Annotated in this window: 11 protein-coding genes; 4 read left to right on the top strand and 7 right to left on the bottom strand. The window is 47.5% G+C overall.

Going from position 1 to position 15,460, the window contains the following annotated elements:
* Positions 1-30 precede the first annotated feature (30 nt).
* Positions 31-909 (bottom strand): Rpn family recombination-promoting nuclease/putative transposase, encoded by an 879-nt coding sequence (locus Q369_RS0124565; RefSeq protein WP_031530369.1) that lies wholly within the window; start codon positions 907-909, stop codon positions 31-33.
* A 246-nt stretch (positions 910-1,155) separates the two neighbouring features.
* On the opposite strand from Q369_RS0124565, the gene Q369_RS0124560 reads away from it, so the two are divergent.
* The 4 genes from Q369_RS0124560 (at position 1,156) to Q369_RS0124535 (ending at position 8,016) form a co-directional block, all read left to right on the top strand.
* Positions 1,156-1,578 carry an SRPBCC family protein gene (locus tag Q369_RS0124560; protein ID WP_031530368.1) on the top strand — a complete coding sequence of 141 codons (423 nt, stop codon included), beginning with the start codon at positions 1,156-1,158 and terminating at the stop codon, positions 1,576-1,578.
* Between the two features lie 643 nt (positions 1,579-2,221).
* The gene (locus tag Q369_RS0124545) at positions 2,222-3,289 is read left to right on the top strand and encodes a sterol desaturase family protein (RefSeq protein WP_031530367.1); all 1,068 of its coding nucleotides are present in this window, start codon (positions 2,222-2,224) and stop codon (positions 3,287-3,289) included.
* Positions 3,290-3,328: 39 nt separating this feature from the next.
* Complete coding sequence (locus tag Q369_RS0124540) at positions 3,329-6,391, top strand: SusC/RagA family TonB-linked outer membrane protein (protein ID WP_031530366.1); 3,063 nt, start codon at positions 3,329-3,331, stop codon at positions 6,389-6,391.
* Positions 6,392-6,447: 56 nt separating this feature from the next.
* Positions 6,448-8,016: a RagB/SusD family nutrient uptake outer membrane protein gene (locus Q369_RS0124535; protein ID WP_031530365.1), complete on the top strand. Its 1,569-nt coding sequence runs from the start codon at positions 6,448-6,450 to the stop codon at positions 8,014-8,016.
* 16 nt (positions 8,017-8,032) lie between these two features.
* Here the strand turns inward: Q369_RS0124535 and Q369_RS0124530 are convergent, their stop codons facing one another.
* The 6 genes from Q369_RS0124530 to Q369_RS0124500 all read right to left on the bottom strand — a co-directional run bounded on the left by Q369_RS0124530 (position 8,033) and on the right by Q369_RS0124500 (position 15,349).
* Positions 8,033-10,135 carry a pyrroloquinoline quinone-dependent dehydrogenase gene (locus Q369_RS0124530; protein ID WP_031530364.1) on the bottom strand — a complete coding sequence of 701 codons (2,103 nt, stop codon included), beginning with the start codon at positions 10,133-10,135 and terminating at the stop codon, positions 8,033-8,035.
* Positions 10,136-10,239: 104 nt separating this feature from the next.
* Positions 10,240-11,523 carry a hypothetical protein gene (locus Q369_RS0124525; protein ID WP_031530363.1) on the bottom strand — a complete coding sequence of 428 codons (1,284 nt, stop codon included), beginning with the start codon at positions 11,521-11,523 and terminating at the stop codon, positions 10,240-10,242.
* Positions 11,510-12,094, bottom strand: coding sequence for an RNA polymerase sigma factor (locus Q369_RS0124520; protein WP_031530362.1), 585 nt, complete (start codon positions 12,092-12,094; stop codon positions 11,510-11,512). The genes Q369_RS0124525 and Q369_RS0124520 overlap by 14 nt, the downstream gene beginning before the upstream one ends.
* A gap of 49 nt (positions 12,095-12,143) precedes the next feature.
* Positions 12,144-13,046 (bottom strand): hypothetical protein, encoded by a 903-nt coding sequence (locus tag Q369_RS0124515; protein WP_157488304.1) that lies wholly within the window; start codon positions 13,044-13,046, stop codon positions 12,144-12,146.
* A 239-nt stretch (positions 13,047-13,285) separates the two neighbouring features.
* Positions 13,286-14,464, bottom strand: coding sequence for a hypothetical protein (locus tag Q369_RS0124505; RefSeq protein ID WP_031530359.1), 1,179 nt, complete (start codon positions 14,462-14,464; stop codon positions 13,286-13,288).
* Positions 14,465-14,626: 162 nt separating this feature from the next.
* On the bottom strand, positions 14,627-15,349 hold the full coding sequence (locus Q369_RS0124500) for a 3-keto-disaccharide hydrolase (protein WP_031530358.1): 723 nt from the start codon (positions 15,347-15,349) through the stop codon (positions 14,627-14,629).
* Positions 15,350-15,460: the final 111 nt, after the last annotated feature.

Genomic DNA, 15,460 nt, shown 5'->3' with positions numbered 1-15,460 from the left:
TAATGCGTTTATAAAGCTGCGACTGTAACTTCAAGCCATTCTGACTTGTTCAGCAGAAAGACCTGTAAGCTCCTGGATAAGTTCGTCATCCAATCCCTTGACCTTCATTTTCCGGGCCATTTCCAGCTTGGCGGAAAGGATTCCTTCCATTTTACCAACTTGCATTCCTTCCTTTTTACCCTCTTTCAGAAGGTACTCCGTAGTCGCATACCAATCCCTTTGCTGTTTTAAACTTGCATCATATGCCATCTTTTCTTCTTTGGTTAAGTTACTCACCTCGGCGATCTCGAACAGTTTTTCAAAAACAGGCTTACGCAAAAACAATGGTAATTTATCCATTTCATTCATATGTTTCAATAGATACAGCCAATTATCCGCCGAGGAGGAAAGTTCTTCCGCATGCTTATTAAACTTGGGAATTTCGAGATATAAAAAGCCAAGTTTCTCGTAGAATATTTCTCCTGACCCGTAGCGCAAACTGATCCTGTGAATGCAATCCTGATGAGCTGAATCATCAAAACAGAAATCCATGATACCGATCAGGTAAACTGGCCGCAGGCAATAGTTCCACTTGGTTATGCTAACCGGAACCTGGTCCCTGATCAGCGAACACGCATAATAGAGGCACCTGTCTTTAAAGTACTGCTGACGAATATGCTGCATTTCTATTATGAATTGCTCCCCATTTACTCCTGTACATAGTAAGTCAAAGATCACTTTACGGTCGCCAGGTAGCGCACCGCTATGCTCCGTTTTGTCATAAACCAGATCATCAATAACCCGCTCGCCTGCCAAAATCGCATTCAGGAAATCTATAAGGAGATCCTTGTTTGGCTCAGAGCCGAAGATCCGTTTAAAACCAAAGTCGGTAAAAGGGTCAATAAATCTGCTTTGCTTCGAGATTTGCATTGTTCGCGTGTGGCAGTGTTCACACGAAATTGGATGATTTGGGCATGAAACCACTTCCGGGAAACACCAGTTGATAGTACTAGTTATCAGAGGGCATTGAAGGATGCGCAAAAGGCAGCTTTGAGTAAACAATAGTGAATCCGGCGATTGACGCATTCCGCCCCCAGCTTTGTCATGATCAGCACCCTCTGATTTCGCGGGATTCCACCAACTTTGCAACATCATCAATCACAAAAGAACAAAGACATGGAAACGCCAGCTCAAAAAATTACGGTATCCACAACAATCAATGCACCGGTTTCAAAAGTTTGGGACTATTTCAATTTGCCGGAACACATCACGCAATGGTGCTTTGCATCAGACGACTGGCATGCTCCAAAATCAGAAAACGACCTCCGCGTCGGCGGCGCTTTTGCCACCACAATGGCGGCCAAAGACGGTAGTTTCAGTTTCGACTTCGGAGGCGTGTACTCGCAGGTTGAAAATCAGAAGCTGATCGACTACGATATGGCCGATGGAAGGAACGTGAAAGTATTATTCGAAGATCATGGTGATAGCAGTACATTAACAGAAGTCTTTGACGCTGAAAGTGAAAACCCCGTTGACATGCAGCAGCAAGGCTGGCAGGCTATCCTCAATAATTTCAAGAAATACGTAGAAGCAAACTAGCAAACATACACCTGCGAAACAAAGGCTCTTTCCGGCATTGGAAAGAGCCTTTGTTTATTGTTGTTCCGGGGAATATTTAAGCATTCAACGGATGCAGAATCAGTACGGCAAATTTTTTCAGAAAATAACGCACCAGCATTTGCTTATTCCGAAACTATAAATTTACTTTGTCTATCAGTTTAATAGACTATGGCTCTTGAACCACCCGACAGCCATATCAAACAGCAAAATTATTCGCTTATGAATGCGACTGTTTTACAAGACGCACGTCTGGCTGCACAGCCCGACAAGGTGGTATTTCTTACGATGTCTTCGCTAAAGGCAAGTTGTTGTAGCCGCTCCAACGCATACCTGTCATAATATGTCCGGAAATATCCCTGCTGGCAGTTAGCCGTTGGGAGAAGGTTTTCGGTGGTTGGGAATTTTCCGCCCGACGATCGCGCTGCCGCGGGATATTTCCGGATATCCTTTCATATTCAAATCAAGCATCCATGACTCAGGCTGATGTAATCCTGTTGGTCAAGAAAATTGCTGTCGGCATTTTTCTGACCATCGTGCCTTTCCTATTGATCGCAGGCGGTATCTGGCTTGCGTATACAATTGTCAGTTAACCTTAATAATCGTTCAATTTAACTCTTTCAAGATGAAAGCTGAAACGGAAACAACGAAAAAAATAGCGCGCGATGCCTCCATCAGTGTGCTGCTCTACCTCGCTCCGATTGTGCTGATGTTTTCAGCATTCTATTTCACCGGTCACCAACCCTGGAACGGCAGCAGCGGCCTCCCTTTCAAAGTACCTGGTTTTCTGGAAGATGTATTCAAAAACCTCAGCTCTTGGGGTTTGCCAGTGATCGTGCTGGCGATTGGCGTGGTCGAGTTTTTTGCGGGGCTGTATGAAAATAAGTGGACTAAGAACGAGAGTGTTCTGGATATTGTCTGCTTTGTCGTTCCCAAGATCGTGGTTCGCCCGATTGTGACGTATTATAGTTTGCAATTGCTGCCCCAGATCCTGCCGGATGCCAAAGATGTATTCACCTGGGTACCATTCTGGTGGGCATTTCTGATCATCGCCGTAGCTGACGACCTCACCCAGTACTGGTACCACCGACTGCATCATCAGCTTCCCTGGCTCTGGCGTTTTCACCGGACGCACCACAGTGCACCCTATATGGGAATGGCGATGGCAAGCAGGCAGAACATCATTTACACCATCTTTTTTTCACAAACATACCTGACCGCCGCATTGACGTATGTAGGTCTGGGTTACGCAGCGCTGTTTGTAAAAGTTATCAAATCGCTGATCACCACGGGCGCGCATTCAAGTATTCCTTGGGACAAGCCTTTTTACACCATTAAATGGCTGAACCCGATCGGTTGGGTACTCGAAAGATTGATCTCCACACCTGCCACGCACCAGGCACACCACGCGGACACGACCGACGACGGCGTGGGATACTACAAAGGGAATTTTGGTAATATGTTCTTTGTCTGGGACCTGATCTTCGGTACCGGCATTATCACAAAAAAATACCCTACCTCATTCGGTATCAAGCATTATAAAGAAGAAGAATGGTATGCACAGTTCCTGTGGCCGATCTTCAAATCCAAAAAAGAAGGCAGCGAACTCTCTGCCGACGGACCAATGGTAGGCGACGAGATCAAAGAAACGATCATAGAGCCGCTGCCGCTGGAAGCACGCGTGGCGAGCTGACAAGCGCGCCACTTTCTCACCACATCTCTCGAATCCATAATGAACAAGAAAAAACGTTACCAGCTCTCGTTGCTGGGTATACTCCTATTGCTGTTTTTTTTCGAAGTAAATGCGCAGGACGTGATCACCGGTGTCGTCAAAGATGATTCGGGACAAGGCTTACCCGGCGCGACCGTAGTTGAAAAAGGCAGTTCCAAATACGCGCTGACCGACATAGACGGAAAATTCAGTTTTCCCGCCGGCAAAGAATTCCCGTTTACATTACAAATCAACATGACTGGCTTCCAAACGCAGGAAATCGACATTTACGAACTTACGACCGAAGCTGTGGAAGTAACTCTCAAAACAGCGAACATGCTGGATGAGGTGGTCGTGATTGGTTACGGTGAACAAAAACGAAAAGATATTACCGGCTCGGTAGCATCGGTGCCCATTGAGATCAAAAATCAGCCGGTGGCTTCTGTGGAGCGTTTGCTGCAAGGTTCGGTGGCTGGCGCAGTGGTAACACAAACATCCGGCCAGCCGGGCGGAGGCGTAAGTGTCCAGATCCGCGGTAATAACTCGATCACAGCCGGCAGCGATCCGCTTTATGTGATCGACGGTTTTCCGATCAACAACGATTATTCGCTTACCGACGCTGGTGTTACCGACGGATCGAAAATCAACCCGCTCTCGTCGCTCAATACCGCGGATATCGAGAATATCGATGTGCTGAAAGACGCTTCCGCTACTGCCATTTATGGTTCCAGAGGTGCGAATGGCGTGGTGATCATCACGACGAAAACTGGTTCTAAAAACAAATCATCGATCAACTACGATGCATTTTACGGGACACAGCAGGTAATCCGCACCATTCCGCTTTTGAATGCGGCCGAATGGTGGGCACTCCGGAAAGACGCAGCGGCAAACTCGGGAAAGGTAGCTACCATCCCCTCGGTTACCGGCTATTCACTGGATACCACCGGCGAAGGCACGGACTGGCAGGCGGCGGCATTCCGGAAAGCGTCGCTGCAAAGCCACAACATCTCTATACTTTCCGGTTCTGATAAAACCAGGCTGGCGATTTCGGGTAATTATTTCAAACAAAACGGTATACTTCGAAATACCGATTTCAGAAGGTACTCAGCACGTATCAATGCAGATCACCAGTACAATGACCGGTTCAGGATCCTGGCCAACCTGAGTGCCAGCAACATCAAATCCAATGTGGCACCGGCGAATATTGTAGGTAACCTGCTGCAAACCCCTCCTGCCCTGCCCATTTACCAGGACAATGGCTCTTTCGTGATCAACAGCCCTTTTGAATCGGCGCTCCAAAACCCGATCAACTCACTGAACAATCAGCTGAACGAAACCATTACCAACCGTTTCCTGGGAAATATTTCAGGAGAGTATACCATTATTGACGGACTGAAAGCGAAGATTCTCGTCGGTGCGGACGTGGTGGGCAACAAACAAAACAGGTATCTTCCAAGTACCACAGCGGAAGGGCAGGCGCTGAATGGAAATGCGATTGTCGGCTCTGTTTTCACGACCAGCTGGCTGAATGAGAATACATTGAGCTACGACAAGGAAATTGATGATAGAAACCGGATCAATGCAGTCGTCGGTTTCACTGCGCAAACTTCACAGTCCAAAAGCACGATTGCCGAAGCAGCGGGATTTGCCACAGACGCATTTGAATACAACAACCTCGCAACCGGCATTACGAGCATTGCGCCGCGCTCGGCTTCAAATGAATGGTCACTCGCATCCTACCTGGGCCGGATCAACTACGCATTTGACGACCGCTACCTGGTTACATTCACATTGCGGGCAGACGGATCTTCGAGATTTGGCGAGGGAAACAAATGGGGTTACTTCCCATCGGCGGCATTTGGCTGGAACCTGAACAACGAGAAATTCTTTCAGCAGTTCAAAAAAATCAGCTTGCTGAAACTACGCGTAAGTGCCGGAACTACTGGCAACCAAAGCATTCCGCCTTATCAATCACTTTCTCAGCTGGCTTACTTCCGCTACAACTTCTCGAATACGACAGTGTCAGGCTATGCCCCCAACACGGTTCCTAATCCAAACCTTGGATGGGAAAAAACCTTCCAGGCTGATGCAGGTGTAGACCTTGGTCTTTTCAAAAACAGGCTGAACATCATTTTTGATTATTATTATAAAAAGACGAGCGACCTGCTGCTCACCAGGACAGTAGCCGGAACCTCGGGGCTCTCCGACTTCTATAACGGACAAGCGTCGACGGTTTACCAGAACATCGGCGAAGTAAGTAACCAGGGTATCGAGCTGTATGTAAATTCACAGAATACGACCGGTGCTTTCAAATGGAACACCATCTTCATTTTTGCCAAAAACACCAATAAAATCCTCAGCCTGGGTGACGGCGTAAACCAGATCATCCCGAATATCAGCGCCGCTTCCATTGCGAAAGTGGGTTATCCGCTGGGTTCATTCATTGTGTACAAAACGGACGGGATCATCCAGCAGGGAGAAACGCCGCTTACGCCGCAGCAAAACAAAAGTCCGGGCGGACAGAAATACAAGGATATCAATGGCGACGGCGTAATTACCCAAACGGGCGACAGAGTAATTATTGAAAATCAGCCCGGGTTTACGACCGGCTTAACCAACACATTCAGCTACAAAGGAATAGACCTCACCATCTTTTTCCAGGCTTCCATTGGTGGCAAGCTGTACAACCAAAACCGCGCAAACCTGGAACTGGGCACCGGGTACGTGAATGCTTCGGAGGTAATGCGCAACCGCTGGACACCGACCAACATGAACACCGACGTAAAAGCAGCATTCCAGGATCCGGCGATTACGATTTCCGATCGTTTTATTGAAGACGCTACTTATTACCGTTTGAAAAACCTGTCGCTCGGCTACAATATCCCCAAATCGCTTTTGTCAAAAATCAGGATCGAGACACTGCGGGTGTATGTATCGGCGCAAAATCCGATTACCTGGACAAACTATACCGGCTTTGATCCGGAAGTGAGCTTAAACGGACAGTCGCTGATCAACAAAGGCGTGGACAATGGGGTGTATCCGAACAACAAGTCTTACCAGGTAGGATTGTCGCTCTCTTTCTAAGTAATGCCGCGCTACGTGCCTTCAAACAATCTAACATTCAGGAAAAAGCATTTGAAATGAAATATTTGAAATATATACTACTCCTCCCACTCGCTTCCGGACTGGTTTCCTGCGAAGAGTTCCTGAAAGAAGAACCGGAGTCTTTTCTTTCTGAGGATCAATATTACAAAACCCAAAACGACGCTGTAAATGCGGTGAACTCGGTTTACTTTTTTCTTAACTCCGGCGGCAACAACATCCAGACTCCTTACAATACGCTTTTCAATACCGGAATGAACATGGCCGGTGACGACGAGGATCCGGGACCTGGCGCGACCAATGCCGATGTGCGCTCCCTTTCGGTACTGGCGCATTCGTCAAGCAATCTGCGTATTTATGAGATCTGGCAGCAGCATTATGCGGCGATTAAAAAGGCCAATGTCGCGCTTGAAAAAATACCGTTGATCAATTTTGATAATGCATTGAAGGAGCGGCTGCTGGCCGAGGCGAAGTTTTTGAGAGGGCTGTATTACTTTAATCTCGTGCGTCTTTACGGTGATATTCCGCTGATCACCGAGTACCAGAAATTCGTCAATGCAGGTGATTATGAAATAGAAAAATCGCCTTCGACAGCAGTTTATGCCCAGATCGAGAAGGATCTTACAGAGGCTGCGGCCGCATTACCCGCTGCATACAGCTCGCCTAATGTGGGCCGCGCCACCTCGGGTGCAGCCAAGGCACTGCTGGCAAAAGTGTATCTCACCAAGGCATCTTACCCGCTCAACATCGCGTCCCATTACCGCGACGCGGTATCCAAAGCGGAAGAAGCATTGTCACCCGCTGACGGTGGTACCGGAAACTTCGGCTACGATCTGGTATCCAACTACGCTGAGGTATTCCTGCCTGCATTCAAGAACAACAAGGAGCATATTTTTTCAGCGCAATTCAAATCCAACTCGCTGAACCAGGGAAACAATGAGTATCCGCGCGCCATTTTATCGGGCATACCGGGCTTGAATGGAAATTACGCGCACATGGTCCGCTTCTATAAGGTGGGAAATGATCCGTTTTTTAGTATATACAAACTGTTCAAACCTGGCGACAAACGCCGCGATGTGACTTTTGTAAGAAGCTTTACGAGTCCGAGTAATGGAAGAAAATATGCACTGCCGATCGCAAATGCTACTGTTCCGGGCGATTCGACGCCCTTCTGGAACAAATGGCAGGACCCCGCTTCTGCTTCGGTAACCAACCAGTCGGCCGCGAACGTTCCGATCCTGCGATATGCAGAATTGCTGCTCATCCATGCAGAGGCCGAGAATGAAGCAAACGGACCGACGGTAAAAGCTTACAAATCGCTCAACAGAGTGCGTTCGAGGGCAGGATTACCTGCGCTCGCAGCCGGTCTGACCAAAGAACAATTCCGTGATTCAGTATACCTCAACCGACGGCTTGAACTCACTTACGAGTACCAGCGCTGGTTTGATCTGATCCGGCAAAAAGACGCAGCCGGCAAGCCGAGCTTTGTGGCCAACCTGCATAAAGTAGGCAAAACCAATGCCGCCGAAAAACACCGGCTCTACCCAATTCCGCAATCTGAAATCGACAATAATAAGTTGCTCGTTCAAAATCCGGGTTTTGAATAAGCTAGTACATTCCATTTCATTTTAATGCAAATGCAACATACCGGTCACCCGACCTGGTTTTGAGTTTCCCGCCGCCGCATGCGATCACGACAAACTGCTTCCCGTCGACCATATAGGTACTCGGTGTAGCGTATCCGGCGGCGGGCAATGTGCTTTCCCACAACACTCTCCCTGTTTTTTTGTCAAAAGCGCGGATCTTCTCGTCGCGGCTGGCTGCAATGAAAATGATCCCTCCTGCCGTCACCAGCGGCCCGCCATAATTGTCTGTTCCGGTAGGCGGGACTCCTTTTTTGGTCAGTTCGGGGTATTCACCTAGCGGTACTTGCCAGCGGTGCTGTCCGGTATTCAGGTCCACAGCCGTAAGCGTTCCCCAGGGCGGCGCGCTGATCGGGTAACCATTGCGGTCATACCAGCGGTTGTATCCTGTGTGCTGATAGGGAATAACCAGCTTTTGCGAAACCGCCACTTGTTTTGCAGCATCTCTATCAAACAGAAAATCAACGATCGCGTCCCTTTCTGCCTGCGAGATATGCGCAAAAGAAGGCATCATTCCCCTGCCCTTTTGCAGCACCTCCTGCGCCTGAATTGGTTTGAGCCGGTTGCCCAATTGCAGCAAGGAAGGATAGGATCCGTCATGATTTCCTTTCTGGTCTGCTCCGTGACAAGCTGCGCAATACAGGCTGTAAAGTCGCTTTCCGGAAGTACCGCCGGTGCTTTTTGTATCCGCATCTGCTCTGGGGATTAATGTGGTATACACCGGGATTTCTTTTGCAGGCACATACATGATCCCATCAGGATCAGTAGCCGCCCCGCCCCACTGCGCACCGCCGTCTGTACCGGGGTAGAAAATAGTAAGTGTTTCAGTAAGCGGAATGTACGGGGTCCCGGTTCGGGCTTTTCTTATCACCTGAACCAGTGAATCTTTATCAGCAACAAATGGACTGAGGTCCTTTTCGGTAAAAGCCTGCCTTGTAAATGGAACGGGCAGTTCGGGTATCGGCTGGGTTGGACTTACTTTTTCACCTGCAACTGCATCTTGTGGAAACGGCTTTTCAGTGATCGGGAAAATGGGTTTGCCGCTCACCCTGTCAAACACAAATATGTGTCCCTGCTTCGTGGTGATTGTTACCACGTCCACCTTTTTCCCGTTTCTTGTAATCGTCAGCAGATTGGGTGGCGAAGGCGGGTCACGGTCCCAGATATCGTGATGAACAAGCTGGTAATGCCAGAGCAGCTTGCCGGTAGCGGCGTCCAGTGCAAGCAGGCAATTGGCGTACAAATTATCACCGTGCCTGTTTCCGCCATAAAAGTCGTAAGCGGCCGAGCCTGTCGGTACGTACACGATCCCGCGTGGCCTGTCCACCGCCATTCCCATCCACGCATTTGCGCCGCCCAGCCGCTGGCGCGGGTTTCCTGGCGACCACGTCTTATAACCCGGCTCACCCGGCTCAGGAATGGTATGAAATGTCCAGACCAGCTTTCCGGTTCGGGTATCAAATGCGCGTACATCGCCCAGCAATGCAGTTTCTCCTTCTGCGACCCGCCCGCCGGTGATGATCAGATTCCTGAAAACAGTGTTGGGTGTATTGGCAGTAATGTAATCGTCAGAACCGGGACGTTCAATGCCCGTTTTCAGGTCAATGCGGCCCCGATTTCCGAATTCGCTCATCAGTTCGCCTGTGTTGGCATTCAATGCATAAAGCCAGCGGCCGGCGCCGATGAAAATGCGTTTGTCGTTTCCATCAGCCCAGTAAGTCACCCCACGGCTGAGGGTACCTCCGTTGTCTTTCAGGTTAGTCTTCCAGATTTCCCTACCAGTAGCAGCTTCCACCGCAAAAGCCTGGATTCCAGCAGAAACACCGTAGAGAACACCGTTGATAATGATGGGATTGCATTGAATTTGTGTACGACCGTGCAATGTATCTGCGCCGCCCGAAGCGTAGGTCCAGGCAACTTCCAGCTGGTTCAGATTACCTGTGTGGATTTGCTGTAAAGGTGAGTAGTGGCTGCGGGCGCCGTCGCCGTTGTATTCAGGCCAGTCCGAGCCCGGCGCGGACTTCCGAAAAGCGGTTGTTAGTACCAAAACCAGCGTCGCTGCAGCGAGTAACATTTTTGCCATAAAATCCTGATCAGTTACAGTTTACCCTGAATCCCACCGGATATTTAAGCGCGTAATGTTCCTTGCCTACTGCAACAAAGGTTTCATTTTATGTCGGAGATTAGTTACCTGACCAGTTTGTTCCGCAAGATAACGGAGAGCCCCACCTGGTAAGGCTTGACCTGGAAGGAGCCTTCTGCATTCAGCAGTTTAGTAAAACCGTACTCGAAATAGGGGCCGATATGCAATGCAGTATTCCGCCCTACCCGCACCTGCCGGCCGATACCTGCATTGGCCCAGACTATATTCCTGCCTTCGGTCAGTTCCCGTGTAAATTCCACGCCCGCAACCCCGTAAAACACGCGCAGTGCCGGCGCACGGGGCACCAGCTGCTTACGGACTCCCACCCCGACGAGCTTCAATGTGCGCTCAGAACTCACCGAAGCATACTTTCGTCTCGCCTCGGCATTGCTACCGTTTGGAATGATCTCGAATTCATTTCCGGCCACTTCATAGCGTACGGATTGCCTGTATTGCCCATAGCTCAACAAAAGCTGCAACCCGTTTTTCTCTACGCCCGCATTCAGCTTGTAGCCGAGCGCCTTGAAAGAAGCAGAACCCGGAAATTCAAAATTGCGGTACAGCTGCTCGGGATTTGGTAAAATGTTAAGGATCTGAAAAGATTGGACAGGAGTAACGCCCGCGATCAATGTCCATTCCGAACCATTTTTCGTATGTTTCTCAGAAGCATTTTCAAAGTAACTGATCGAGTCACTGATCACTAAGGCCGGACGATCCAGATTTGCAGGCAGGCTGTTCAGGTATGCCACATCCGGTATTTGAAGCTTTTCAGCCGGGGTTTCAGTGCTGATATTCTCATCAACAAACTGGCTGTCGGGCATTGATTTCACTTCAAAATTTTGATCAGAGAAGTGAGGCGCGTCTGCAAATTCCTTTTTAGTTGCATTAGTTTCTCGTACATTATTCGCATCGAAGACAATCGCCTTTTTGCGGACAAGCTGTGAAGGAGCCGGCTCATTGCGCACATCGACAATCGCCAGCGGCTTTGCACTTGCATTGACTTCAACAGTACTTTGTCCTTCATCAACCGCCGTGTTGGCCGGCTTTCCAGTCGCAGCCATTTTCGTTTTCATGCCAACTGATTTCGCGGCAACTGCCTTTCCGCTCATAGCTTGCTTGGAGCTGTAAAACATGGTACCGGTAAACAGAATGGCAAAAAGCAGGCTGATAATTAACGTCCGCTGAAATGCCTGTTCCTGCTGCCAGGTGCGCAGCTGCTTGAAAATATTCGTTTTCAGGTCCGCGCCGGGCTTCAATTCGAAGTCGTCGAACCGGTTGCGCAATGCATTGCGCAGCTCGTTATCTATATGATCGTCAGGAGATTTCATAGTGCGTTATTCCTTTTTTTTCCAGTTTCTTAATTAACAGATTTCTTCCCTTGAAAAACTGGGAACGCGAGGTACTTTCTGTGATTTTCAGCATTTCACTAATTTCCTTATGCGAGAACCCGTCGATCAGGAAAAGGTTGACAACGATGCGGTAACCGTCTGGCAGGCTGTTGATTACTTCCAGCAGAACCACCATGTCCAGCTGCCGGATAATGCGGCTGTAATCTTCCGATTTGATTTCGTGGTGGATTTCGTCGACCGCCGAATGCAGCTGTTCAATCTTGGTCGTGCGGTGATAGTAATTGATCGCAGTGCGGATCACGATCGATTTCACCCAGCTGCCGACCATATTGATATCCTTTAAGTCGTTCAGATTTTTGAAAACCTTGATCAGCGCTTCCTGAAATATGTCCTCAGCTTCGGCGCCGGTCTTTGCATAGCGCGCACAAACACCGAGGAGCTTGGATTTATAAAGTTCATAAAAAGCAGTCTGCGCGCTGGCGTCCTGCCTTTGACAGGCTTTGACCAGTTCTTCCAGCGAGCTGTATTTTCTGCTTTTAAAAAACTTCATGCAATTATACTGTAATGTTCAGTTCGAAGGTGCTTCCTAGTCAATTGCCTTACCTCAAATAAATATAATGAAGCGGCTTTTCTATGAATTCACCGTTCCGGCTAACAAGTACTTCCATTGTCTCCTGATAACCTCTTACTAAGGTCATTAGAAATCTGCCGGTCCCAAAGCACTCATACCCAAGAGCCAGCTTAAAACCTTGGCTTGTATCCATTTCTCGCAGGTATGCCCTCACTCCGTCAGGAAGTCCGCTGTCGTCATTCTGGAAAATACGAGGCGACTTGTAGCCGGTGAAAATCAGTGATCCCTCATGGTCAAAATAAAAAGACCAACTATCTGAATCTGCATTCTGGGCAGTAATGCTGTACCTCTTTCTGTTATTTTCATTAATAAAAGCCACTGTAAAAGATTCCATGATCTGTAAGCCTTCGGAATCGAAATAGTTCCTGACTTTTTCGGGCAACTCTCCATTTGAAACATAAGCATCGGCTATCTTGTAAAATGGATAGCTCACCAACGCTCCGTCCCTTCCATATTTACCGCTCGTACTCCATTGCATGACGTAGCTTCTCTCGTTAAGTACGTATTTGATCCGGTATTCCTGCTCAACATTCGAATACCAGGTTTGAAGTATCTCACCAAACTCTGAAAAAGTCGCATCCTTAATCGTTGACGCTGAAACGAAAGGACGAATGTTTCCAGGTAACTCCGCGAGTTCGAACCTATGCCTCGTAAGAATGCTGTCATAATCCATAGCTACGTAAAAAGAACTTCCTCCCGACCGGTAATCTGCTTCCCAAATCTTATCTTTCTCTACAACCCGCATTGTGGTTTCGGTCGCATCCGGAAATTTTTGGTTGAACATCTTCACTACTTTTTCCGGAACTTCCGGCAGCTCAACCGTGTCAGGCGGCACATTCACCGAGTTACATCCTGACAGAGAAATAGACATTATAATTGCAGCCAAGAGGCTGATAAAGGAGGATTTTGGCAAAACAAAATTTTTAAAACGGGAGATCATACAATTCCGGCTCAATGCGTCAGTTTGTTTCTTACCTGTGGAATGTCATGACAACACAACTAACCAGACACAAGTTAGCGAGTCCGCGCTGCCTGACGTTTCGAAATTCTTTAAAATTCCTTCTAATTTATTTAAAAATACTGCGATTGTGAACAGCAGTTTAACCCTGGTCAGTTAAACCAAACGGCGCGTTGCAGACTTTCCAGCAAATGCGGGATAGAAAAGACCGTCATCGGAATTTGCTGAGGCATGAAAATCAGGTAGTGCGTGGGTATAAAGACGCAAAGTATACAGGCAATTGGCAGATAGTCGCCTTGAAGCGAGCATTTATTTTTAAAATAAATGACAAATGAAACCAGCATCATCGGGAAGGCGTAAATCAAACTTCTGGTGATATCGTAAACGCTGTACGCGACGATTATTTGTAAGATAATAATGCCCAGACTGGCTAGGAAAATGAGGTTGCTCCGACGGGAAACAATGTACAGTGCGCAGAAAAACAAGATCCACAATCCCTCAAATGAAAGGAATACACCCAGGAACCTGTTCTCCATTTGGTAAGGAATCAACGCAGGACTTACGCCTTCATTTTTCCCTAATGGAGTGTGCAGATTAAACTGAACGGCTAATAACATACGTGCAATTCCGTAGGCGATAATGGCCAGAATGCAAACATAAATCTGAGGCTTCAAGAGCTGTTTGATTAACCTGCTGTTTTGGTCGGGAATATCAAATTGATTGAGCTGCAATAAATGGAATAATACTATTCCGGGCAATGCAATTAATGCTCTTTCATCCGTCCAGAATGCTAATTGAAGTGCGATAAATATCAGCACCGGATTTCGGAAATAAATGGCTGATAGTATGAAAAAATAGGCATATCCATCAAACCAAAAATCATAATCCCAGAAAAATGCTTTACACAGATAAGTGCACGAACATGCCCAAACAAACACCCAGGCACCGATTTGATCTGCAAACCTCAGACAGATATGCAGAAGCATATAGATAAACGGGTACAACAATGCCGACTGGATAATATATAGCCACATCATGTTACTGCCCGACTTCTCAACATCCAGCCCCAACGATTTTCCTATTAATGGAACAGTTAATCTGAATACTACTTTTGAACCGTGTGTATCCGTGGAAAGATCATTGGTAGGTTGTAATGGATCCGCTATTTTCTTGTAGTAATAAGAATAGGTTTTTGCAAGATTAGGGTCGCTGAATAACTCAACATATTTTGGAAATGTTGTTAAAAAAACAAAAACGAAAACAATAAAAACCAGCTTGTGATTAATCTCCCTGCTATCCGAAGAGAGACTATTCCAAAAGTAGCTTTTCATCAAAGAGGAATCGGATATAAGTGCCATTCTTAGTCTATGACACTTATGTTCTATTTCCCGCTGCCTGTGTTTTAATTAATTTGGTATTTATTAAATGATCAGAATGAAAATGAAATCCAGCAATTGTTTTTTACGATACAGCAAAGTTTTCAATCGCATTCATTATAATTTCCTCAGCTTGATATTTCTGTACCAAACTGTACTGCCCCAATCCTGCAAACCAAACCGCCCCTTGTAAATACCTTTCGCAATCGGCGCCGCTTTCAGTCCGCTGCCAGCAAGCCGCTGCTTCCACTCGGCGCTACCCAGATCGTGCTCCTGCACCATAAACTCATTCTGAAATACAGTCAGCTTTCCTTTTCTAACGATGAAATGGATTTGATTCCATTCACCCTGCGGTTTGCCTTCGCGAAGGCGTGCATTGGCGACCCCGAAGAAGTCGCTTGCGCGATGCGTGTTTTCCTTTGCCCCTTCATAGATCTTATCGTCTATCACCTGCAGCTCCAATCCGGTATCGTGCATGTTCTTGTTCTTCGGGGATTCTTCCACAAAGAAAAATATGCCGCTATTCGCAAATTTGCTCACCTTCCATTCAGCTTTAAACTCAAAATCGCCGGTAATCTGCTCATCGGTAACAATATCGCCGCCATTCTTAGCTTTGTTGCCGGCGCGTTCGGGCACATTCAGCTTGATCGCGCCTGCTTCGATTACCCAGGCTGACCCGGGTGTTTTTCCATTGTAAGCATGCCAGCCTTTCAAGTCTTTTCCGTCAAAAAGCAGCTGCCAGCCATCCTTCTTTTCGGCGGCAGTCAATGTATTTAAGCCTTGTGCAGAGACAGCGAAACAAGAAATCAACAACAAAAGGGACAATGCGATCTTAGACATAATACTCACAGTTTTTGGTTTATACATTCGACAAGGAGCAGACTGCCTTGAAATACTTGGTGAATACCTCATCCAGCCAGAATCTTTTCTCAATTATTTATCGGTAAGTAT

It is taken from the genome of Dyadobacter crusticola DSM 16708, from assembly GCF_000701505.1.
Classification (GTDB): Bacteria; Bacteroidota; Bacteroidia; order Cytophagales; family Spirosomataceae; genus Dyadobacter; species Dyadobacter crusticola.
The sequence above is the reverse complement of the archived record's forward strand: the minus strand, read 5'-3'. Positions and strand labels throughout refer to the sequence as shown.